The sequence below is a fragment of the Nitrosomonas sp. genome, assembly GCA_016703745.1.
Lineage (GTDB): Bacteria > Pseudomonadota > Gammaproteobacteria > Burkholderiales > Nitrosomonadaceae > Nitrosomonas.
This window is the reverse complement of record JADJBK010000006.1, coordinates 1-23,235: the sequence shown is the minus strand read 5'-3', so window position 1 is coordinate 23,235 and position 23,235 is coordinate 1. Positions and strand designations below refer to the sequence as shown.

The following is a 23,235-nucleotide window of genomic DNA, read 5'->3' as shown; positions in this document are numbered from 1 at the left end:
ACAGCGCGGTACGTGTCGTCACTTATCCGGGTTGCGTGCGCGGGTGCAACCTGAAACGACTCCTCCTCAAATACAGAAAACAACCAAGCAAGGATTGAAACTTTAGCAGATACAATACACCCTGCTAAAGTAGCATCCAGTCTCACCAATCCCAGTACGGCGACTATTCAGCCTCACAATGCCTTGACCATGCCCTCTACTACTTTTTTGGCATCTCCAAATACCATCATGGTTTTATCCATATAGAACAGATCGTTATCCAATCCGGCATAGCCAGCCGCCATACTACGTTTAACCACCATGACTGTGCGCGCCTTATGCGCGTCCAGAATAGGCATACCGTAGATAGGACTGCCTGGCACGTTTGCCGCCGGATTAACAACATCATTGGCACCCAATACTAACACTACATCGGTGGTTGAAAAGTCGCTGTTGATTTCATCCATCTCCAGCACCTGCTCATAGGGGATTTCTGCTTCAGCAAGCAAGACATTCATGTGACCCGGCATCCGACCCGCCACTGGATGAATCGCAAAACGCACATTGACTCCTTTCTTGTGCAATGCTTCTGCCAATTCTTTCACCGAGTGTTGCGCACGGGCAACGGCCAGTCCATATCCCGGAACAATAATCACGCTATCTGCATTGCCGAGCAGGAAAGCCGCATCATCCGCGCTGCCACTACGATAGGTTTTCTGGACGCCATCGGCAATTGACTGGTCAGCTGCTTCACCACCAAAACCTCCCAGAATAACCGACAGGAATGGGCGATTCATTGCTTTGCACATAATGTACGAAAGAATTGCACCCGAACTACCCACCAGCGATCCAGCAATAATCAGCATGGGATTGCCAAGCGAAAATCCAATACCGGCTGCAGCCCATCCAGAATAGGAATTCAGCATGGAAATAACGACCGGCATATCTGCGCCACCAATCGGTATAATAATCAGGAACCCCAGCAAGAAAGCAATTCCCGTCATGGCAGCAAATGCTGTCCAGTTAGTCGTTTCGCTAAAGAAGAACCACAATCCAAACCCCACCATCACGATTGCCAGCAATAAATTCACCAGGTGCTGGCCGCTGAATACAATCGGCGCACCACTCATACGGCCTGATAGTTTCAGAAAGGCAATCACGGAACCAGACCAGGTCATGGCACCAATAAATGTACCCAGAAACAATTCCAGTTTGCTTCCGGTTGGTAAAACTTCCGGCAACCCAAGCGAAACAGGATTATTAACTGCGGCAATCGCGATAAATACCGCTGCAAGTCCCACCAGAGAATGCATGAAAGCAACCAGTTCCGGCATGGCGGTCATTTGAACACGTTTAGCGACAACCGATCCGATCAAGCCACCAACGGCAATACATCCCACGATCAACATCCAGTTCGCGGTAATAGTCAGGGTTGTGACCACGGCAATTGCCATGCCCACCATTCCAAAAAAATTGCCGCGCCGGGCTTGCAGCGGTGAACTTAACCCCTTTAGGGCAAGAATAAAAAATACAGCGGCAACCAGATAAGCCAGTGCAATGAAATTAGCAGACATTTAAGCGCTTCCTTTTTTGTCTTTTTTCTTGAACATTTCCAGCATTCGCTGCGTCACCAGAAAACCACCGAACACATTGACGGAAGCCAACACCACCGCTGCCGCACCTAACCATACTCCCCAGTCCGATTCGGCGGAACCTGCTGCCAGCATGGCGCCGACCAGGATGATACTGGAAATGGCGTTGGTTACCGACATCAACGGTGTGTGTAATGCAGGGGTTACATTCCATACAACGTGGTAGCCCACAAACACTGCTAACACGAACACAGTAAGATGAATGATCGTAGGATCAATTTCGCCAATCATGTGCTTTCCTTTTATACATAAATTAATTCAAAATTGCTGATTCAACCAGAGTATTACTTTGGAGCTTCGCCATTTGCGCAGACCAGACTGCCAGCGATAATTTCATCCTGCCGGTCGATACGTAACTCGCCACTTTCCGGATCCAACAGCAGACTCAGGAAATTCAGAAGATTACGAGCGTACAGTGCGCTGGCATCAGCCGCGACCAACCCCGGAAGATTGGCAATGCCAACCAGGTGCACGCCATGCTTGACCACGATCTGGTCGAGTTCGGTTAGCGGGCAATTTCCACCCGCCTCCGCAGCCATATCGACTATGACCGAGCCAGGTTTCATCGCTTTGACTGTTTCTTCCTTGATCAGAACCGGTGCAGGACGTCCGGGAATCAAGGCCGTGGAAATAATCACGTCGGCAGCAGCGGCCCGCTCGTGAATCAGCTCCCCCTGGCGTCGTTTATAATCTTCCGACATCTCGGTTGCATAACCTCCCGCAGTTTCAGCCTTGGCCTTTTCTTCATCGGTCAGCGCAACTTCCACAAATTTTGCCCCCAGACTTTCAACCTGCTCTTTGACCGCTGGGCGAACATCAAATGCCTCAATGACCGCACCCAGCCGTTTGGCAGTTGCAATGGCCTGCAATCCAGCCACACCTGCTCCCAGCACCAGCACCCGAGCAGCTTTAACCGTACCGGCAGCTGTCATCAACATCGGAAAAAATTTCTGATAGATATTGGCTGCAGTTATCACCGCCTTGTAACCACCTATATTGGCCTGTGAAGACAAAACATCCATATTTTGTGCACGCGAGATACGGGGTAGTCGCTCCATGGCAAATGCTGTCAGTCCATGATTGACCAATGCACTGATTCTATCAGCATCATGTGGTGACAACAGCCCAATCAATATTGCATCCTTGCGTATCTGTGCAAGTTCCCCGGGTTGTGGACCACGAACCTTAAGAATAATCCGGGATTGAGAATATAGCCGGGATACGTCGGACAGGATTGTCGCACCGGCCTCCTGATAGGCTTCGTCCAGAATACTGGCACCCGCACCCGCACCCGCCTGCACAAAAACCTGATGCAAACCTTTTGCGGTAAATTTCTTGACAGTTTCGGGCGTGGCCGCCACACGCGTCTCCCCCGCACGCGTTTCGGCAGGTATGCCTATCTCCATGAATACTCTCCCTTTTTACTCTACCAGGTTGGTTAAAAATTGTTGAGTGTCGTCACAACCGTTGATCACACCCACGCTTCAGTTTTTGCAGAAGCTGATTATAAATCATAACTAATTTGAAGGAACCCGGATTCGCCCGTCAGAGCCCGTTACCATACATCAGCTAATCGCCAACATAATGATGCAAGCAACGTGCCAGCCAGCGACTGGTCAGCTTCTCCTGAAGGCTGTTCTGGCGCAGACGCGCGGCCAGACCACCAAAATCAACGCGATCCAGCGCTTGATCCTGATTAAAACACGAAAAGACATAAGTAATTTCGCCGGTTTGTGGATCTTTATGCGGCTGCAGACACTGCGCACAGATTTCCTTCATCATACATTGCATGGGGGAATTGATCGAACCAATCGCGAAATGACCGGGATTCAGATAGGGCGCCAGCTGATGATGACGTGCCGCTGCGACCGCCGCCATCATTCGATCAGAGCCGATTGCGATCATTCGATCAGTTGCCCCCAGCGATATGGATTGCGAGCCGAGTGTACCCTCTGCATAAGCGACCATTGCCTGAACGATATTTCCAACGAAACTCATATCCCCCGGTCGGGTCACCTCAAATCCCGGCGCTTCATCGCAACACCATACGATAGTATCCGCAGCCGCCTCAATTTCAGCAATCTTATAACGATCCGCCAGTTTTTTGTAACCGGCAAAATACAATACCTTGCAGTGGGCTGCCCGCGCGGCCGCGCCAATCGAAAACAGTACCGCATTTCCAAGTCCGCCGCCAACCAGAACCACTGTTTCGTCCTTCCTGATTTCCGTTGGCTCCCCTGTTGGTCCCATCAGTACGACCGGCTCTCCCGGCTTAAGCAGCCTGCAGAGATCTGCTGACCCACCCATCTCAAGCACAATCAATGAAATCAGTCCTTTATCGGCATCTACCGATGCGCCAGTCAGCGCAATGCCTTCCATGGCCAAACGCGTATTGTCAACTTTGGGCGATAACGATGCGAAATTCTGGAAACGATAGAATTGCCCCGGACGAAAATGCTGAGCAGCGAGTGGCGCATGCACGACAACTTCTATAATGTTAGAAGTTAATCTGATGATTTCGTGCACGGTAGCACGCAGTTGGCGGTTCAGTTCACTAAAAAACTGGGGCGCTGTTTGTATTGAAGCAGGTGTCACACGTTCCAGCACATGACTTACTGCCGGATATCCCTGTTTGGCGCTTGCCATCGCCTTGACTACATTTCCGGAATAACTGGGATGCAGATCACCAAAAAAACTGATAAAACGGTTATCGTCAAAACGATGCAGCAACACCGCGGCTGTCTCGGGTTTTGGATTCCCCTGGTGTACTTCCAGCGGCTGGCCTTGTTCATCACAGGCAGCAAAATAACGGCCATGCAGTTTAAAATTTTTCTCGTCTTCTCTGGCAAGCACCGTATTGGGCTGCGTGCCGGCTGCCACCAGAATAGCGCGGGCAGGCAGGCTGGTTTCCTGCGAGGCATTCCATTCCCCGGATTCATCCATGGTCGTGCTGGAAAACACAATCGACTCGGCATGTCCCCACCGGTCTATCTCAATACGCACCGGTGAAAGTTCTTCCGCGAACCAGATGCCTTCTTCGAGAGCCTTTTCGACCTCTTCATGGTTAAGCGTGTAAGAAGGGCTGTCTATCAAACGCTTACGATAAGCAACCGTCGCCCCGCCCCAGGATTGCAGCAACTCTGCAATCCGCGGCGTGCGATTTTCACTTGCCGCCTGCGCGCGCTCGGCCTGAAGCGCGCGCGCATGATTCAGAAACTCATCAGCGAGTATCCGTTCTTCTTCATCCCACCCGGCACGAACAGTCGCCTCACCTTGTTCAGCCACCAGAACATCATACCGATGCAAAAATTTTTCGACTTGCACTGGATAGTAGGCCAGTGCCTCGGTTGCCGTATCAATCGCGGTCAACCCACCGCCAATCACCACCACCGGCAAGCGTAACTGCATGTTCGCCAGTGTATCGGTTTGTGCAGCTCCGGTCAGCTGCAGACCCATCAAGAAATCGGAAGCCGCACGCACGCCTCTAGCAAGCGCATTGGGCAGATTCAACACCGTTGGACGGCCCGCGCCCGCAGCCAGCGCAATATGATCAAATCCCATTGCCATTGCGTCATCTGCCGTCAGCGTTCCACCAAAACGCACCCCGCCAAACAGCGCAAATTCGGCTCGCCGTTCCAGCAGCAAACGAATCTGCTTGAGGAAATTTTTATCCCAGCGTATGGTAATTCCGTACTCAGCCACACCGCCAAACCCCGACGGCAAGCGTTCACCCAGATTCTCCCGTAACGTTTCTACATCATGAATCGGTACAAAGGGAACACGCGCACCGGTTGCGTCCACACCGGAAATTTCAGGTGGCAACGGTTCTATTTTTAGACCATCCACCCCAACTACTGCATGGCCTTCGTTCATCAAATGGTGTGCCAGGGTGTAGCCAGCTGGTCCCATGCCAACGATCAGCACTTTTTTACCGGTGGGCGCTTTAGGGTAAGGTCTACGTAAATTCAGGGGATTCCAACGTGTCAACAGGCTATAGACTTCATAACCCCACGGTAATTCGAGTACATCCTTGAGTGTGCGGGTTTCTGCCTGAGGAATATCGACTGGCTCCTGTTTCTGATATATACAGGACTTCATACAATCATTACAGATTCTATGCCCGGTTCCAGCACACATGGGGTTATCTACCACAATCATCGCCAGACTACCGACCGCCAGGCCCTGTGATTTCAGTTTTTGAAATTCTGAAATACGTTCCTCCAGCGGACAACCAGCCAGCAAAGCCCCGAGCTCACTCTTTTTGAAAACAGGAGGGGAATCAGCCTCCTTTGACTTTTGCAGCAATCCTTTCGAGCAGGAATCCTTACCCTGCTCATGGCACCAGATGCAATAATTGGTTTCATCCAGAGCGCCGACCAGATCAGTGCCTGCGTCGGTCAACAGCGAGAAGCCTTCACGGTGCCGCAAGTGATTCAGCTTGTGAACAATATAACCATCGCGATTCTCTGTCACCAGCGACAATAAGTGGTATGGATCGGTCTTGGCTGGCGATTTGAACAGCACGCCATCTCGGGTGTGCTGCTGCCCGGCAGGTGCACGAAGCGCCCAAGCTGCGTAATGAAGCGCGTCCTCAAGCTCGGCAACATGATTTGCCTCATCTTCCATCCACTGAGCAACATGACGCGCAAAAACCAGCTCGCTAAAGGGTTCGTCGAAAAGAGTTTCCAGCTTTTTTTCGAGAACAACGCCATCAATGGCAGCCAGCAGTTCTTCGCTTACCTTGGTCCGAGCCCGCCGCTGCACAAACTGACGTTTGCAAAAATAAATGGGCGCCAGTATATGATGCCTTTCCGCGAGCGCAAGTACTTCATGTTCGATACCAAACAACCTTGCAATAAAATCCTCAAGCCACGGCGCCGCATCAATCAGTAATGCAGATTCATCTTTCGGTGCCAGTGCATCTGGAAATTGACGCGCATGCGACAGCCTGGTGTGCAGATCAGCGTCTGCCACCTGTAAAAATTCACAGAACACCTGATCCAGCCTGACCAACCCTTCACGATCGTACAAATCTGCAAAATCAAAATCAAATCCAGGTTTAAAAGTAATTTTGTCTAACGGAATATGCTGGTTGCTTGCTGATGCTGTTGGATTCATAATGCGATCGTTCTCAGAACATAAAGAGTTGGTTAAGCGAGAAAAATACTATCAACCTGTCATGCGCTTCGAATAAGCCAAAGTTTCTGACAAGATACTGTATGGTAACGAAACAATGGTTTTTCGGAAGCGCCCTGTAAATATTTTTTAGCAGATCATGCCCGCACCAACAGTATTGTTCGTAGTCTCGTCGATAACAATAAAACTGCCTGTGGCACGGTTATTTGCATAGCTATCAAATACAATTGGCTGTTGCGTTTTCATCGAAACATGAGCAATATCATTCATGGCAAGCGTATTGGCTGCTTCATGCGCCATTGTATTGACATCGACACGATAATTGATCTGACTGATCAACCCCTTGAGCATCCGGGTCGTATGCTTGATGATATATCTGCGCGCCGGGTCAAGCGGTTGCTCCGCCAACCAGCAAAGCATGGCAGAAAATTCTTTGGCAACACCAGGCTGTTCGCTGGTTTTGACCAGCATGTCACCACGCGAAATATCCAGGTGATCCTCAATGGTAAGAGTGACAGATTGCGGTACCTCGGCTTCCGCGAATAAATCGGTATACAGCAATATTTCTTTGATGCGTGAAGTCAGGCCAGACGGCAGAACCGTTACTGAATCGCCTTTTTGAATCGAACCTGATTCAATCCGTCCCATATAGCCGCGAAAATCATGCATTTCCTCCGTCTGTGGCCGACACACCCACTGTACCGGAAAACGAAAATCATCCGTATTAAAGTCATGATCTATATCTACGTTTTCCAGAAAATCCAGCAACACTTTCCCTTGATACCAGCCAAGCCTGTCGCCACGCTCGACGACCATATCCCCAACCAGCGCAGACATCGGAATATACTCGACACTACGAAATGGAAATGCTTTAGAAAATTCCGCAAAATCAGCACAAATCCGCTCAAAAACATCTCTGGAATAATCAACCAGATCCATTTTATTGACCGCCACCACCAGATGAGGAATGCCCACCAGACTGGCAAGATAGGCATGACGTCGCGACTGAGTCAGCAAGCCCTTGCGTGCATCGATTAACACAATCGCCAGATTGGCGGTGGAAGCGCCTGTCACCATATTGCGAGTGTACTGCTCGTGACCCGGCGTGTCCGCGATAATAAATTTTCGTTTTGGCGTGGTGAAATAACGGTAAGCAACATCAATGGTAATACCCTGCTCCCGCTCGGCCTGCAAGCCATCTGTCAACAACGACAGATCCACTTTCTCCATGCCGCGCTTATTAGAGGTACGCTCAATAGACGTTAACTGATCTTCAAATATGGATTTTGAATCATGTAACAAACGGCCAATTAGCGTGCTTTTGCCATCGTCCACGCTACCTGCCGCAATAAAACGCAACAACTTAGCCTGCTCGTGTTCGAGTCGGATTGAATCAATTACTGACATTTAACAGCCTTAACTAGATTTTTTGAAATAGTACCCGAACGATGTGTAGAAGTACCGCAACGCGACCTCTCAGAAATAACCTTCTTTCTTGCGCAATTCCATTGAGGCATCGGAAGTCTGATCGTCCATACGGGTAGCCCCACGCTCGGTAATGCGCGTGATGGCGGTCTCGGCGATAATTTCATCAACATTGCGCGCTACGGAAGCTACTGGACAGGTACAGCTCATATCTCCAACGGTACGAAACCGCACCATGATATTTTCCACGGATTCATCCGGTTTAGGCTGCACCAGATGTGATACCGGCATCAGCCCGCCATCCCGACGAATCACATCGCGCTGGTGTGCATAATAAATCGACGGAACCTCAAGCTGCTCCCGTCCGATATACTCCCATACATCCAGCTCGGTCCAGTTACTGATAGGAAACACCCGAACATTCTCGCCAGGATGTGTTCTGGTGTTATAAATGCTCCAGAGTTCGGGACGCTGGTTCTTCGGATCCCACTGACCAAATTCGTCGCGGAATGAAAAGATACGCTCCTTAGCGCGCGCTTTTTCTTCGTCACGACGCGCCCCGCCAATACACGCATCAAACTTGAATTCCTCAATTGCTTTCAGCAGCGTAACAGACTGAAAAGGATTGCGACTTTGATTCTCGGAACGCAAAACAACATGCCCCTGCCGGATAGAGTCTTCCATGCTGCGTACAATCAAACGCTCACCCAGCTCGGCTGCGCGACGGTCACGAAACTCAATCACCTCAGAAAAATTATGGCCGGTATCAATATGCATCAACGGAAAAGGAAAACGACCAGGACGGAACGCCTTTTCTGCCAGCCGCAATAACACTACGGAGTCCTTGCCACCCGAAAACAACAAGACCGGATTGGCGCATTCTGCTGCCACTTCGCGCATGATATGAATGCCTTCACTTTCCAAAACATCCAGATGCGTAAAAGATCGATTATTCATTCGATTAATTTAGTTACCCTTACTATTCATGTGGTGTATTTGTGTTCCTGACATGCAGACCGCATTCCTTGGTATCGGCACGCTCCCACCACCAGCGCCCGGAACGAACATCTTCTCCGGGTGTTACTGCTCGGGTGCATGGAGCACAGCCAATGCTGGGGTAAAACCTGTCGTGCAATGTATTATATGGAACAGACTGCTGTTTAAGATAATGCCATACTTCCTCGGTTGACCATTCGCATAACGGGTTAAATTTTTGCAGGTTATGCACCTCATCAAACGAGGATAATTCAAGGTTCTCGCGAGTCGACGTCTGCTCACGGCGCATCCCGGTAATCCATGCCTTTTTTCCCTGCAGAGCACGCTTGAGTGGCTCAACCTTGCGCATATAGCAACAACTTTTACGCAACGCAACGCTCTCATAGAAAGCATTCGGCCCTTGCTGCGCAACATACTGTTCAACAGTGGTTGCGTCCGGGAAATAAGCATGAATCGTTACACCATAGTGCTGCCTGATGCGTTGCATCAGATCATAAGTTTCCTCCGGCAGGCGACCAGTATCCAGCGTAAACATTGAAATACCCGGAAAACGCTGCGCAATCAGGTCAGTCAACACCATATCTTCCGCCCCCAGGCTATTGGCAAAGACAGCCGGAGCGTAATGTTGCTGTATATCAGCCAGCATCACGCATAACTGCTCAACGCGTGCCTTCAAATCGAGGGGTTCATCCATCTGACGATTCATTCTTATCGGCCAGGAAAGACAAGATTTATCAATCAGGCTACTGAAGCCGGCTGTGATGCCTGCCTGGAACGGTCAGCGCCTTGCCGGGATTGTGGCAATGATCCGTACAAATCCAGTTGCCCATCAAAGTCCATGCAAAAATCAGCCACCTGATTCGTCCAGTCATCCACCTCGGCATACCAGTCAGATAATTGCTGATCGGTTAACTCACCGGCAGACATCGCGAAATATTGCTCAAAATTCGCCAGCGCCTTCGCCAACTCAGGCCTGGCTGGCAACACATTCAATAATTCACCCGCCAACCCACCAAGCGTTTCGTGTTGCTGTCCACCAACCAGCTGGACTAATCCCTGGCCAATCAGGTAAGTAATCGCTTCTGCGCATTTCAATGATTCTTCCAATTTTCGCTGAAATTTCAATGCATCCCGATAATTGCGTTCATTGGCCGCATCAAAAAAGGCTGTGCCAATCTGAACCTGTTTGGCACCAGCACACTCCCCGCCACCAAGCTGCAATACTTTAAAGTCATTATTGAAGCCATGATCACGAATAACTGCATGCATATCCTCTGGCTGCACATCCATCAAATCTGCCAGCAACTGCGAGAAATATTCTTTTCCCTTGTTCCGCGTCCAGTTAAAAAAGGATTCCGCTTCACCACGGTCTGTATCGAAAGCATTTTGGACTCGCTCGATAGCCGCCTCGATACGGGCAGAAGGTACTGAAGGCCCCTTGAAAGCCAGTCCACCATCCGCCATGCCATTACCGCCAAAGTACATCTGGTAATGCGGTACCAGTTTGCCGTGCATACGCTTACCTTCACCATAAATACCAATATCACCTGCCTCGGGCTGGGCACAACCATTATGGCATCCCGATACGCGAATACGTAAATCGTGCTTACCTCCCGACAGCTTACCCCCGATCGTTGGACTCGACGTGATTCCAAGTCGACAAGTCGATGTTCCGGGGCAAGCAACCACATCATCACCTGCCTGAGGTAACCCAAGACCCAGCTCGGTTAACACCGAGTTTATTTCAACAAGCCTGGATTGCGGAACATGCGTCAGCAGCAGATTCTGATCCTGAGTCGCTCGAATTTCAGGCAGTCCGAAACGATCCAACAGTTGCTTCAATCCACGCAATTGCGCAACCGTCAATTGACCCAAGCGGACGCTGATCGGCAAAACATGTAAACCCGGTTGCTTTTGCTCAATAGATTTCCGGGGCGCACCTTGTCCGGGCACCGGTGTATCTGTCCTACCTGAAAGCCATTTCCCCTGATAAAAAGGCTGATCCTTCAGCGCTTCCTTAACACGCACCAATTCTTCCTGATATTTTTCGATAAAACCTGCTTCACCAAACCGGTCCACCAGGAATTTGATACGCGCCTTAGCACGTTTAATCCGATCTGAATATTTGTTATGAACGGTCAGCACCGCCTCAATTACCAGAAACAGATCTTTCTCTTCAATAAAAGGCTCGACCACAATGGCTTCATGTGGCTTGTGCCCAAGCCCGCCTCCCACCAGAATCTTGAAACCGAACCGACCATCTTCATGCTTAACCGCAATGACACCCAGATCATGAATCATGCCCTGCGCACAATCTGATTCACATCCAGAAAAACTGATTTTGAATTTGCGCGGCATCAGTTGATTGAGTGGTTTACGTAAAAAATGAGTAACCGCAGCATTCAAGTGCTCAGTGATATCGGTATGCTCGCGGGAGCAGACTCCTGCCAGCGGACAAGCAGTAATATTACGTATCGTGTTGCCACAAGCTTCGCGCGTGGTTAGGCCACTCTGAGCCAGCACACGCATAACTTTTGGCGTATCTTGCAGCGGCACATAATGCAACTGAATATCCTGACGAGTTGTGATATGGGCTTCTTGATGCTGTGTATATTGCTCGGTTACATCCGCAATGGAAGCTAACTGAGCAGATGTCAAGCATCCGCCCGGTATTTTAATCCTCACCATGTTGACGCCTTCCTGGCGCTGACCATAAATGCCCATCTGCAGACGCGCCGACATAAACCGGTCTGCATCAACCTGACCATCAAACATTCCTTGCATCGCCTGCTCATACATGTCAATTTCATGATCATCGGCAAGATCAGTCAAGTAGCCCATTTCACTTCTCCCTGGTTTTCATTGGCGCAATCACCAATAAAATAAATAATTTTTGGTTAAAGGCCGCACGCATCATGCCAGCCAACTAAGACCGGGCATTTTATCCGATAACGAGTTTTTACGTAATGCCATCACCAAAATTCTAAATTAATTTGATCAGGGCATAGCATAGCAAATAGTATTTATAATGTTAAATGCTATTATAATAGTTAAATATACATTAAAAACATAACAATGACACTGCAACAGTTGCGCTATCTACGTGAAATAGCTCGGCAAGGCCTGAATCTTTCCAGGGCTGCGGAGAAACTCAACACCTCCCAACCAGGCATCAGTCGACAAATACAGCTACTGGAGAAAGAATTAGGCGTAGAAATTTTTACTCGCCACGGCAAACGCGTTGCCAGCATTACGCAACCCGGGCAAGCAATTCTGTCCATTGCCGAGAAAATGTTACAGGATGCCAATAATCTAAGAAAAATTGGTGAAGAATTCGGAGATAAGGAAAGTGGCAGTCTCATCATTGCCACCACGCACACACAGGCCAGATACGTATTGCCCGACGTGATCAAACGATTTATTGAGTATTATCCAAAAATCAGACTGACCTTGCGCCAGGGCAGTCCTCTTGAGATTGCAACGTGGGTAGCGGCAGGCGAAGCAGATATCGCCATCGCCACAGAAGCAATCGAACTCTTTGATGAACTGATCATGCTGCCCTGTTACCAATGGAACCGCTCTATCGTCGTACCCCCGCAGCATCCGCTTTTAACGGGTGGCGAACTCACACTGAAAGCGATCGCGCAATACAATATTGTCACCTATGACTTCGCTTTTACCGGTCGATCCAAGATCAACCAGGCATTTGAGGCAGAAGGGCTAAAACCCAATGTGGCACTCACCGCAATCGATGCCGACGTAATCAAGACTTACGTAGAAATTGGCCTTGGCGTCGGCATTCTCGCATCCATGGCTTTTGATTCTCAACGTGACAGCGGATTGCGCGCCATCGATGCTGCACATTTATTTGAGCCAAGCACTACGCGCATCGGCATCAGTCGCAACTGCTATATTCGCAATTATATCTATGACTTTATAGAGATGTTCGCGCCGCATCTGTCAAAACAAGTCACTCAACAGATGCTGTCAGACAAATCAGCGCGCACCGAATCATTGAATCTTAAATAAAACTGCCACGTTATAACTTTGCCCCCGTGCCCACTAAAAGTGCTGATGTAATTTTGTAAGAAAAAGTCTGAGGCTCCAGGCTATCCTGTTGCTTGCCATCAATTTCAGCATGTGGATAAAAGAAAAACGGCAATCGCCCAGCAGCACAGGTTTTCCCAAGATCCGCACCTTCCAGCTGGTTAAATGCCACCCAATTCATCTCCCAGGAACCAAACAATCTGTCTTTCAGATGTTTAATCAATTCGTGATCATCCGGCAAAATATCGAGTGCCATTACCTGGGCAACATCAGCCGGATCTACCGGCACCCAGCCAAATCCAGCCAGATAAAATTCAGCGCGACAATGCTGAGAAGAGCTGACATCCCCAAATCTACCTAAATGTTGATTCAGCACAGAATCATTGATCCGTATCCCAAACTGCTGCCGCGCCGGAATACCGCTTGCACGTGCCAAACCAACGAATAACGCATGAATATCTACGCATTTACCATGAAGATTTTCCCTAACCAACAGATCTTTGATATCTCCCGCACCCTGCCCACGCGCTTTACTGTCATAAGATACGTTACTGATCAACCAGTCATAAATTGCTCTTGCCTTTTGCAGTGGATCCTGCGCATTGGCCTTGCCGGTAATATCCAGCGCAACTTTTTTGACTATACCATCCAACGGAATCTGCTTCGTCGGCTGCAGGTAGCGCTTGATATCCTGTGGCAGTACAAATGAAGCAGGTGCACGATAATTCTGCAAATCTATCGTGCGGTCAGCAGTCTTGATAATACTGCTGACTTTCACTGTTCTCTCGCTGGCTCCCTGCCAGGTGGCTGAGAACAAGGGAAAATGAGTTCCAGGAATGCTGCCGAACTGAGCGGAACTGGCATTGCCAAGCCAGTTGCTACCCTGCGTAAACTGGTAATCCGAATCATCCGTATTGGGAATAGGCAGCCACAACCGCGCAATCTTGCCAGCAGTCGGCAAGTTAACTTCGTAAGTTAACCGATAGCTTCGCCATTTTGCAGGCTGTAAGGATTGAGCGATAACAGATGGCACAACGGGGCACAAAGCGACTCCCGCCACGCCCGTCCCCAATAATTTGACAAAATTTCTGCGTTTCATGCTGCTCCCTATGCACGTTACTATAAAATGCTAAAGCGTGAAATTTAACGTGCCATCCCTGGCAAGTCAATTCCCAAATGAATCATGACACTATATTCTGACACAGAAGCCGCCATTGAAATCACAATCGGCACCCATCCATCCCGCGCTGTAATATGGATGCACGGGCTGGGCGCTGATGGCAATGATTTCGTCCCCATTGTGGAAATGCTCGATTTGCCGACTGACGTTTCATTACGTTTTGTTTTTCCACACGCCCCATTACGTCCCGTCAGCATCAATGGCGGATTACGCATGCGCGCCTGGTACGATATCAAACATACAAACCTGGGTAAAGATGAGGACGAAAACGGCCTAAGAGCATCCGAGGGAGTCATTGCAACACTGATTGACCAGGAAAAGCAGCGCGGAATCGCTTCCCAAAAAATCGTACTAGCCGGCTTTTCCCAAGGTGGCGTGATGGCTTTGCAGACAGGTCTGCGTTATCCAGAGAAGCTTGCCGGGATGATGGTACTCTCCGCCTATCTACCGTTAGCAAATACTACTCTGCAGGAAGCTCATCCCACTAACCGGGAAACTCCCATCTTCATGGCGCATGGCGAACATGACTCAATCGTTCCGATTGATCTGGCTCTTGCTTCACGCCAGCATCTTGGTGCTGAACACTATGCAGTGGAATGGCATCAATACCCAATGGCGCATTCCCTATGCGATCAAGAGCTGACAGACATCTCCAGATGGTTGGGTAAAGTCTTACAGTGATTCCCGTCAACCACAATTCGTCACGCTCTTGCCACAACCTCTGGAAACACCTGCAAACACTCTTCGTTTAGCGTTTTCGCAAATAAAAAACTGATTCCCCGCTTGCCTTGGTGAAATTCAGCAGGTGATGGCCAGTTTGTTCGGCAAATACTTGAAAATCTATCTCGGCACCAGGATCGGTTGCCATGATTTTTAGTATCTCCCCGGATTTCATACTCACCAGCTGCTTCTTGGTGCGCAAAATAGGTAACGGACAAACCAGCCCACGGACATCCAACTCGACATCAGGATTCATAATATTCTCTTAAAGCGTTATGGATAAACAGTTTTTATTTTAATAAACAGAAAGTTACCCTTAAAGTTATCCGCATTTTTAAATGTGTCTACATATTCGAGAGTACACCAAAATGGAAGAATTTGAATTAGAACGTGACAGCGGGGCAGCACTATCATTTAAAGGCGAATGTCTCGCCAAAGTAGCAAGCTCTGACAATAACGCATCAGGATCATTGTATTCAGGGCGGACAGGGCGCTGGCAGGGCGAGCGTGATTCACACCATGCGAATGTATGCGCCAATAATGGTGAAGTAATTGAGTTCTTTGGTCATAACCGGCTCGCTGTCCTGCGAACCCGATGAACAGATACTATCGATGAAGAAGGGGCAGAATCTTTGCCATCGGGTAGGATCGTACTGCTCGAAGAAATTCTTCGGAGTCTGCCTGGAACGTAAGCGATCCTACTGCTGCTACAACAGTCGCCTTGGCCGTATCATCAATACCCAGGGAAGAGCGCAGATTGGTAAATCATGGGGAACTGCTAAAAGACCCAATTGCGCAGGATTTTCTCATGCCGAATTTGCTTCAATCAATTTTGCAGCACTTGATTTATCGGAATTCTCCCGTGAAGTAATGGCAGCAGTGAAACTGCCAAACACATCGGATTTATCTGATAATGCAAGGGATGTAATCAACAGAAGGACACAAAGCTATTATGATACCGGTTCTCAAATTGAATGATTCTGCAAAGCTTCTCTTAATCGTATTTCTGGTTGCACTCATCACGGGCTGCCAGTCAGTTGTTGAGCATTCCCCCCTTTCAAATTCAAGTATCCATTCGTTAGTAATGGATAAAACGGCTTTGCTCAGTTCTCGCGACTTCGATGCAAAAAAGACTGTTTACGTTAAAACATCGACATTCAAATCTGAGCATTTGCCATTGCTGGCAAACCTTATGAAAGAATACGGATTTAACGTTACATCAGTCAAGGAAAATGCTTATTACAAAATGTCCGTTACGGCGTTCGTTACCATGCCATTCAAGGAAGATGGCCGTGCAATGCCTTATACAGCGGAATATCTGTTGTCGATGCGCGAGGAGCTACCTGTCATCAAACCGCTGCTTTTACCAGGAGAACCCACGAAAAAACAGATGGAAAAAATGGTGAAACTGGTGAACAAGGCAACCAACAACGGGGCTAATTTCGATATGGGGCCTAATCCCATCTCACTTGGTTCAGCATTCGGAGGAAGTCTTGGCGGAATCGTAACTGGTGTAGCAGTTGGCGTACTTACGACAGCAATGGGTATCGCCTCACAGAACAATATTCAGGAAGGATTGGCTGGTTTTGGATTTTCTATTATGAAAAACCAATCAATTGGGAATGAGGTTGTTGGATTCAACATTTATACCGCCTCAACCCAACCCGAACACCCGGAAACATTACTGCGGGCAGCGATAGAACATGCTGCCAATGAACTAGGCATCAGAAAATAATGTTGAGAATCACGTCAAAGATAGTTTTTCTGCCTACATCCATCTTTATAGGGATTTTCTCCTGGCAAGCCATGGCGGAAATGCCGACATACCCCAACATCAAGCCTTTACTGATCGAAGCAATTGATGCGCCGGACGGAAAGTCAGGTGGAGTTGTGACAGGTCCGCTTACCGGATTTTTCCGTCAGACGACTGGATCACAACAGCCAGTCATTGCCACGGTGACTACGGTAGCTAAATTCGATCAGCCCGGCTGCAAGCGCCTTAACCTTCACCTGAAACAACCCGGTGTTCAGACGACATCTGGCGAGAAAAAAGATTTTGATGTGAACTATGGGTTCAACCTTTGCAGGAATGGCGATGCCCCTGACAAGCAAAGTCGAATGATCAGCAACTAGCATACGAGAAATTTATCGGTTGCGCCGTATATGATGGCGTCCGGTGGGTGAAACGACGGGTCACTTGGCGATGCCCAGGAAAACGGCCAAGCAACGCTCAACCTCCACTAATACATCCGCATCAATGTGTCCAAAGGCTGGTCCTACCTTGTCGCGCTTAACCGTCATGGCCTTGTCCACCATTACCTGTGAAGGCTTCTGCAAGCCGTTCTCCGCGCTCGGCTGAACAGTAACGCGCAGCAATGGCGCAGCAACAAGCGTGCTGGTAATGAGTAGAACCGTTGCACTTACATGCTCGCTGAACTGATTGGCTTGAATTACCAACGCGGGCCGTGGCTTGCCAAAGTTTCCTTGTATGGCAATAGTCACCAGGTCGCCGCGCATCATTCTGTCCAGCCCTCTACGTCTGCCAAGGCATCATCCATGAACTGCTGCATGGGCATATCGGCGCTGTCTGCCTGAGCCACCAGAATGGATTGGCGGCGGCACTCCTCCGCGAAGCCTGGGTGGCGTGTGTCCGGAACCCAGATCTGCACCGGACGTAGTCCTGCCATGCGCAGCGCGTCGCGGTGCTTTTGAACTCGTGCATTTACGTGCGTGGTTCCCATGCGAAATCTCCTATCAAGTTACATGCAACATTATACATAGCAACCTCGTTACATGAAACAGCAAGCCTTGTCCAATGTGGTATGAGCCTGCATTGGAAAATACTGCATAACGAGATCTTCAACTTGGACGCATTTTGCATTCGTAGTGCTCACGCAAAATTCTTGTCACATTATAATCCAAATAAACCTTTTACAATACATAGATTAAATGACGGGTTATATGACTAATATTGACAGTATTTTTCTCTTGATTTATATTGTCACATAATCGAACGTATATGTGACAAGTGAAAAAATGTTAATCGGCTACATGAGGGTATCGAAGGCGGATGGTTCTCAGTCCACTGACTTGCAGCGGGATGCGCTGATCGCGTTCGGCGTCGATCCGGCACATCTCTACGAGGATCGGGCGTCGGGAAGGCGCGATGATCGCCCAGGATTGGCAGCTTGTCTAAAGGCACTCCGTGAAGGGGACGTTTTGATAGTATGGAAGCTTGACAGGCTGGGCCGTGATCTGCGTCACCTGATCAATACCGTGCATGACCTGACTGCTCGCGGCGTTGGATTGAAGGTCCTGACCGGTCACGGTGCATCTGTAGACACGACGACGGCATCTGGCAAGCTTGTGTTCGGTATTTTGCTGCACTGGCCGAATTTGAGCGCGAGTTAATTTCCGAGCGAACTATTGCGGGACTGGAATCGGCACGTGCTCGTGGCAGGAAAGGTGGGCGTCCCTACAAAATGACGGCCTCAAAGCTACGGTTGGCCATGTCCAGTATGGGACAGCCAGAAACAAAGATTGGTAACCTCTGCAAGGAGATTGGAATTACCCGGCAGACACTCTATCGCCATGTGTCCCCCAATGGAGAATTGCGCTCGGATGGGATTAAGCTGCTCTCTCTCGGTTGAGCAGATTGGGTATGTATTTTGGATGACTTACCGGTCAGTTTGACGACCAAACCGTTTCCCGGTACATTCGGTTCTTATGAAAAAGGGCGTTTATTTTTCCGGGTCTGCGTAAAATCGTGTAGAAAACGTGTTTTTACGAAATGTCGGGCTCATGTGGAATTTCAACGCTATAATTGATAAACAGATCATCCGGCAGAGCATAACCAATCGTTTTTTCAGCTACCCCCTGCTTAAATGGTTTTGGTCTAATTTTATGTTTTGCGCCGATGAACAATACCCTGGCCCTCAATACGTAAAAGCTGTAGCCCCGTCCTTGCTTAGCTATTGATTTAATGTGATTGTTAGCCGATTCCGTGTAGGCGTTAGTTACTCGATGATCGAAGTAATTGAACGCCTCAATCTGCCAATTTCTGACGGTTGAAATCATGCCATCAAAATAGTTGAAAACTGACTCAGGTATGGAGTTAATCCACAAATCAAAGGCATTAATAGCCTCAGTTCGGCTGTAGTGTTGATCCCAAATATCGCAAAAACCCTCTTTCGCTTTATGAAGTTCATAAAGATCGGGATAGTTTTCCACCCATCCACTCAACAAAGCCTCATCCATTGGCCCCAAGTCCCGTTGGCGCTTTAATAGCAGCCAACGATCACGCTTTAATTGTAACGACTGCTCTTTAGGGTCTGTTGACGTTTTGAGATAAGCATTTCATAGATAGAAACAAACTCGTAATATTGGGGTTCCTACACACCAACAAAACGAGTTTGCGATGCCCCGATTAATGCCGTTGCGACTTCTCCACCCGCACACCTTGCTCAATCCTGCGGCCACTACGGATACTTCACCCCGCTTTCGCAGCCGCTGTCTCCTGACCATGCCCTATCTGACGATTCTTCATATAAATAGCTTCCTGTTGATGAGTGATATGTTTTCCAGGCAAGTTCTTTCTCCTTATATAGAAAAGAACTCATACTGATACTTTCACTCAACCGGTCAAGATAATTGTCGCCTGACCGGACAGGTTAATTGTCGTCTAATACATAACGCTTAATTACAAGACCTATTTCCCCCGGTTTCCCAGGGGCGGTTTGATTGGTTTGGTGTTTGTGTTGGGGTTCGCAAGCTCACCCCAACCTACGGGCCATTCCAGGGATCTCAAGTTACAAAAATTGCCTGGAGAAATTAGCAATGGAGAGGGCAATAAGAGCCCCCATCATCCATTTGAGTAGATTAAGATCAGCTTTAATCGGCGCGATCTCGATTTGTAAATCTTTTTAGTGACCAGCTCAGATTCTTCAATTGCCGCTCGCATTGCCTCAGTCAAACCCTCCGCTTGCTTTTGGTCAAAGCCCGCCTCTTCCAATTTACGAACAAATTTATGTGTATCAAAGGTAATCATCGCCATTTCATTTTTCCTGATGCGCAAAATAAAAGTGTATCACAACAAAAAATCCCGGAGCAGCAGACCCGATTAGCCTCGCGTAATCGGGCTTTTTATACTGGTTACACCCTGCGCGGACTCATGCCAGAAGGCTACGCGCATTGAAAAGGCTATGTCATCGTTAGTTAGTGGTTGTTATGTAACCAAATGAATTTAAATAAAAATATCAATTATTGGTTTTTTGGCTAATGGCTTGTTTATAAATGATAAATAGTGTTTATTTGCAGTGACCAACAATTAACGATGACATAGCCATTGAAAATTTTAGTCAATTTCGCCTGTAGAAGGGAATAAAGGAAGAATAATTGTTGGATAACACAAAACCGCCCCCGGTTTCCCATAGGCGGTTTTTTGGTTTGACGTTTGTGTTGGGGTTCGCAAGCTCACCCCAACCTACGGAACTTACGGGCTGTCTACGAGCGGTGTTTATCGGCATATAAAGCAACCAACATCATAATCGCCGCGAAAATAGCCAAGCCTATCAATGATTCAATAGCCATTCTCTTCTCCTTTACGCAATATATATGAAACCATCAGAAAAATAACAGCTAACAAAAATAATGTTAATACACCAATAATGGTCACCTTCTCTTCAACAAATCCACCCAGTAATGCCGCGATAACCGAAGCGATGGCGACGTTATCTGAAACACTGGCCAACCCTCTTTGATCTTTGTTGAATATTATTTTGTACATCGATAAATCCTACAGCACCCGTCTCGTAGAAGCAAAACTTTCCTTGTTACGTTTGCGCTTGCCCCCTATTAGACGAGACAATTAACCTGTCCGGTCAGGCGACAATTATCTTGACCCGGTTGAGTGAAAGCATCAGTATGAGTTCTTCCCCTATACAAGGAGTAAGAACTTGCCTGGAAAACATATCACTCATCAACAGGAAGCTATTTATATGAAGAATCGTCAGATAGGGCATGGTCAGGAGACAGCGACTGCGAAAGCGGGGGTAAGTATCCGCAGTGGCCGCAGGATTGAGAAGGGTGTGCGGGTGGAGAAGTCGCAACGGCAATGGCGCACGCGCCAGGATCCTTTGCGCTGGTTTGGGAGACCGAATTGGTTCCATTGCTGTACGGGGAACTTGAACTGACCGGGACTACGCTTTGGGAGTACCTGGATGATCGATATCCTGGCCAATACCGGGAGAAATTTCTCAGAAGCTTGCAGCGCCGTGTAAAACACTGGCGGGCAACGCAAAGGTCCCGGTAAGGCGGTCAAGTTTTGCCAGTCGGTGCCTGCCGGGCACCAGGGGTTGTCCGATTTTACCCGGCCGCGCACGGCAATTACGATTGCAGGCAAACCATTTGATCACCTGCTGTATCAGTTTCGTCTGGCTTATAGTCATTGGCGCGCGGTTCATATCATCCGGGGCGGGGAAAGTTATAGTGCGTTGGCCGATGGATTGCAGACCGCCTTGCATAAACTGGGCGGCGTGCCCAGGAACATCGCACCGACAGCCTGAGTGCCGCATACGTCAATGCGAGCCAAAAACAAGAACTCACGCAATCTTATGCGGCGCTGTGTCAACACTATGGCATGAAGCCTACGGTCAATAACCTGGGCGTCAGCCATGAAAATGGCGCCGTAGAAAATGCCCATGGTTCGCTCAAACACCGGATTGAGCAGGCGATCAAACTGCGGGGATCTGCGGATTTCGAAAGTGGGTGCTTACCGCCGTTTTCTTGAACGGATCGTCGATAAGCTCAATCTGCGCTGCAGGGGCGATTGGCGGAAGAGCAATCGCATCTCCAGCCACTGCCACGCTACCGCTTCATGGACTTCAGTGAACTGACCGTCAAAGTGACCACCAGTAGCACCATAGCGGTCAAACGGGGACTCTACAGTGTGCCATCCAGACTCATTGGCGAGAACATCCGGGTTCATCTCTATCACGATCGTCTGGAATGCTTTGTTGGCCAAACACCGGTCATTACCTTACCGCGCGCGTATCCGAAAGCGCCAGAAGGACGCGCCCGGCGCATCGATTACCGTCATGTGATTCATGCATTGGCGGCAAAGCCACAAGCCTTTCGCGCTTTTCCCGGCTGCGGGATGATCTGTTGCCAACGCCACAGTATCACCAGCTGTGGGCGCGGGTACAACAACAATTTGATCCCGGACTCGCTTGCAAATGGATGGTATCGGTGCTGCGTTTTTCCACGACTATGATTGCGAGAGTCAGTTGGCGCTGAATTGTTGCAACAACATCCGCTACCTGAACTGCAAACACTGCAAAAGCGATTTCTGCGACAGCATGCGCCGCAGCCGGACATCCCAATCAAACAACACACTGCGGATACCTACGATCAACTCCTCAGCGGAAACTGGCAACACAAGGAGGCAGTCTGAAGGCCGAACCGCTCCCACTGATGCTCGGGAACTCGACTCCTGCCCTTTGGCCAGCATTACCGGCACTTCCAGACTAAGCCGCAGAACACGCCTGGAGCTGTCAACCAATATCTCGCCGCCCCGTGCGAACAGGAAGTCGCCCAGCGCTTCCAAAGCAGAATCAGAAACCGGACGCATGGTAGCCAGATACCGCGCGGCAAAAGCTGTGCTACTCTGGTCTGACCGAACTGCCCGCCGCTCAGAAAAATCAACAGCGCTGCGCGACAATACCTACTGGGCGAGCCAAGGCGATAATGTAAGTTGTTGATCGGTCCCTCCGGAATGGTGTACATCCGCGTGGCGGCAGCATTCGGTTGCAATTGATTGAACAAGGCATCCGCGTCGAGTGGATATCAGCTACCGCACTCGTTCAATTCCCGGTGTAAGCCAGGAAAGAACTGACTTGATGTCCGCCATGACGCGGCTGGATAAATACCGTGTACTGATCGTTGATGATATCGGGCTATGTTAAAAGACTGATTCGAAACATATTATTGTTTGACTTTCATTGTCCATCGCTATGAAAGTAAGTCTCATCATTACTTCAAACCAGCCTTTTAGCTAGTGGGATCAAATCTTCCCCGACACCATGATGACTATGCCGCCATCGA

At 49.0% G+C, this 23,235-nt stretch carries 20 protein-coding genes and 3 pseudogenes; 8 read left to right on the top strand and 15 right to left on the bottom strand.

Annotation, left to right across the window (positions count from 1 at the left end):
- Window positions 1–173: 173 nt before the first annotated feature.
- The 8 genes from IPG31_01195 to IPG31_01160 all read right to left on the bottom strand — a co-directional run bounded on the left by IPG31_01195 (window position 174) and on the right by IPG31_01160 (window position 12,029).
- Complete coding sequence (locus IPG31_01195; GenBank protein ID MBK6617022.1) at window positions 174–1,553, bottom strand: NAD(P)(+) transhydrogenase (Re/Si-specific) subunit beta; 1,380 nt, start codon at window positions 1,551–1,553, stop codon at window positions 174–176.
- Window positions 1,554–1,862, bottom strand: coding sequence for an NAD(P) transhydrogenase subunit alpha (locus IPG31_01190; protein ID MBK6617021.1), 309 nt, complete (start codon window positions 1,860–1,862; stop codon window positions 1,554–1,556).
- Window positions 1,863–1,915: 53 nt separating this feature from the next.
- A complete protein-coding gene (locus IPG31_01185; GenBank protein ID MBK6617020.1) occupies window positions 1,916–3,037 on the bottom strand; it encodes a Re/Si-specific NAD(P)(+) transhydrogenase subunit alpha in 1,122 nt (373 codons plus the stop codon).
- Between the two features lie 163 nt (window positions 3,038–3,200).
- Entirely contained in the window at window positions 3,201–6,749 is a 3,549-nt protein-coding gene (locus IPG31_01180) for an FAD-dependent oxidoreductase (GenBank protein ID MBK6617019.1), read from the bottom strand.
- Window positions 6,750–6,896: 147 nt separating this feature from the next.
- Window positions 6,897–8,174 carry a sulfate adenylyltransferase subunit CysN gene (gene cysN / locus IPG31_01175; protein MBK6617018.1) on the bottom strand — a complete coding sequence of 426 codons (1,278 nt, stop codon included), beginning with the start codon at window positions 8,172–8,174 and terminating at the stop codon, window positions 6,897–6,899.
- Between the two features lie 69 nt (window positions 8,175–8,243).
- Window positions 8,244–9,149 (bottom strand): sulfate adenylyltransferase subunit CysD, encoded by a 906-nt coding sequence (gene cysD / locus IPG31_01170; GenBank protein MBK6617017.1) that lies wholly within the window; start codon window positions 9,147–9,149, stop codon window positions 8,244–8,246.
- Between the two features lie 22 nt (window positions 9,150–9,171).
- A complete protein-coding gene (locus IPG31_01165; protein MBK6617016.1) occupies window positions 9,172–9,882 on the bottom strand; it encodes a phosphoadenylyl-sulfate reductase in 711 nt (236 codons plus the stop codon).
- A gap of 44 nt (window positions 9,883–9,926) precedes the next feature.
- Window positions 9,927–12,029: a nitrite/sulfite reductase gene (locus IPG31_01160; GenBank protein ID MBK6617015.1), complete on the bottom strand. Its 2,103-nt coding sequence runs from the start codon at window positions 12,027–12,029 to the stop codon at window positions 9,927–9,929.
- Window positions 12,030–12,263: 234 nt separating this feature from the next.
- Between IPG31_01160 and cysB the strand changes: the two genes are divergently transcribed.
- On the top strand, window positions 12,264–13,217 hold the full coding sequence (gene cysB / locus IPG31_01155) for an HTH-type transcriptional regulator CysB (GenBank protein ID MBK6617014.1): 954 nt from the start codon (window positions 12,264–12,266) through the stop codon (window positions 13,215–13,217).
- Between the two features lie 10 nt (window positions 13,218–13,227).
- Here the strand turns inward: cysB and IPG31_01150 are convergent, their stop codons facing one another.
- On the bottom strand, window positions 13,228–14,334 hold the full coding sequence (locus IPG31_01150) for a transglutaminase domain-containing protein (GenBank protein ID MBK6617013.1): 1,107 nt from the start codon (window positions 14,332–14,334) through the stop codon (window positions 13,228–13,230).
- Between the two features lie 84 nt (window positions 14,335–14,418).
- Here IPG31_01150 and IPG31_01145 point away from each other — a divergent pair, with 84 nt between their 5' ends.
- Entirely contained in the window at window positions 14,419–15,096 is a 678-nt protein-coding gene (locus tag IPG31_01145; GenBank protein ID MBK6617012.1) for an alpha/beta hydrolase, read from the top strand.
- Window positions 15,097–15,163: 67 nt separating this feature from the next.
- Here the strand turns inward: IPG31_01145 and IPG31_01140 are convergent, their stop codons facing one another.
- Window positions 15,164–15,391: a sulfurtransferase TusA family protein gene (locus tag IPG31_01140; protein MBK6617011.1), complete on the bottom strand. Its 228-nt coding sequence runs from the start codon at window positions 15,389–15,391 to the stop codon at window positions 15,164–15,166.
- Window positions 15,392–15,747: 356 nt separating this feature from the next.
- On the opposite strand from IPG31_01140, the gene traN reads away from it, so the two are divergent.
- From traN to IPG31_01125, 3 genes are read left to right on the top strand one after another with little or no spacing between them, the layout of a single operon-like run.
- Window positions 15,748–16,113, top strand: a complete 366-nt coding sequence (gene traN / locus IPG31_01135) for a conjugal transfer protein TraN (GenBank protein ID MBK6617010.1) — start codon at window positions 15,748–15,750, stop codon at window positions 16,111–16,113.
- On the top strand, window positions 16,106–16,870 hold the full coding sequence (locus IPG31_01130; protein MBK6617009.1) for a hypothetical protein: 765 nt from the start codon (window positions 16,106–16,108) through the stop codon (window positions 16,868–16,870). The genes traN and IPG31_01130 overlap by 8 nt, the downstream gene beginning before the upstream one ends.
- Complete coding sequence (locus tag IPG31_01125; protein ID MBK6617008.1) at window positions 16,870–17,268, top strand: hypothetical protein; 399 nt, start codon at window positions 16,870–16,872, stop codon at window positions 17,266–17,268. Before IPG31_01130 ends, IPG31_01125 begins: the two co-directional genes overlap by 1 nt.
- A 60-nt stretch (window positions 17,269–17,328) precedes the next feature.
- Here IPG31_01125 and IPG31_01120 read toward each other — a convergent pair whose 3' ends face one another.
- Both IPG31_01120 and IPG31_01115 read right to left on the bottom strand, forming a co-directional pair.
- Window positions 17,329–17,655, bottom strand: coding sequence for a type II toxin-antitoxin system PemK/MazF family toxin (locus IPG31_01120; protein MBK6617007.1), 327 nt, complete (start codon window positions 17,653–17,655; stop codon window positions 17,329–17,331).
- Window positions 17,652–17,876 (bottom strand): antitoxin MazE family protein, encoded by a 225-nt coding sequence (locus tag IPG31_01115; GenBank protein ID MBK6617006.1) that lies wholly within the window; start codon window positions 17,874–17,876, stop codon window positions 17,652–17,654. The genes IPG31_01120 and IPG31_01115 overlap by 4 nt, the downstream gene beginning before the upstream one ends.
- Before the next feature lie 295 nt (window positions 17,877–18,171).
- On the opposite strand from IPG31_01115, the pseudogene IPG31_01110 reads away from it, so the two are divergent.
- Window positions 18,172–18,785, top strand: a pseudogene (locus IPG31_01110) (recombinase family protein).
- A gap of 133 nt (window positions 18,786–18,918) precedes the next feature.
- Here the strand turns inward: IPG31_01110 and IPG31_01105 are convergent.
- The 3 genes and pseudogenes from IPG31_01105 to IPG31_01095 all read right to left on the bottom strand — a co-directional run bounded on the left by IPG31_01105 (window position 18,919) and on the right by IPG31_01095 (window position 20,920).
- Window positions 18,919–19,425 (bottom strand): transposase, encoded by a 507-nt coding sequence (locus tag IPG31_01105; protein ID MBK6617005.1) that lies wholly within the window; start codon window positions 19,423–19,425, stop codon window positions 18,919–18,921.
- Window positions 19,426–19,943: 518 nt separating this feature from the next.
- Window positions 19,944–20,188 (bottom strand): annotated as a pseudogene (locus IPG31_01100) (DUF1640 domain-containing protein).
- A gap of 525 nt (window positions 20,189–20,713) precedes the next feature.
- Window positions 20,714–20,920, bottom strand: a complete 207-nt coding sequence (locus IPG31_01095; GenBank protein ID MBK6617004.1) for a hypothetical protein — start codon at window positions 20,918–20,920, stop codon at window positions 20,714–20,716.
- Between the two features lie 211 nt (window positions 20,921–21,131).
- Between IPG31_01095 and IPG31_01090 the strand changes: the two are divergent.
- Together IPG31_01090 and IPG31_01085 are read left to right on the top strand one after the other, a co-directional pair.
- A pseudogene (locus IPG31_01090) lies at window positions 21,132–22,585 on the top strand (IS21 family transposase).
- A gap of 46 nt (window positions 22,586–22,631) precedes the next feature.
- Window positions 22,632–22,892, top strand: a complete 261-nt coding sequence (locus IPG31_01085; GenBank protein MBK6617003.1) for a hypothetical protein — start codon at window positions 22,632–22,634, stop codon at window positions 22,890–22,892.
- The last annotated feature ends 343 nt before the right edge of the window (window positions 22,893–23,235 follow it).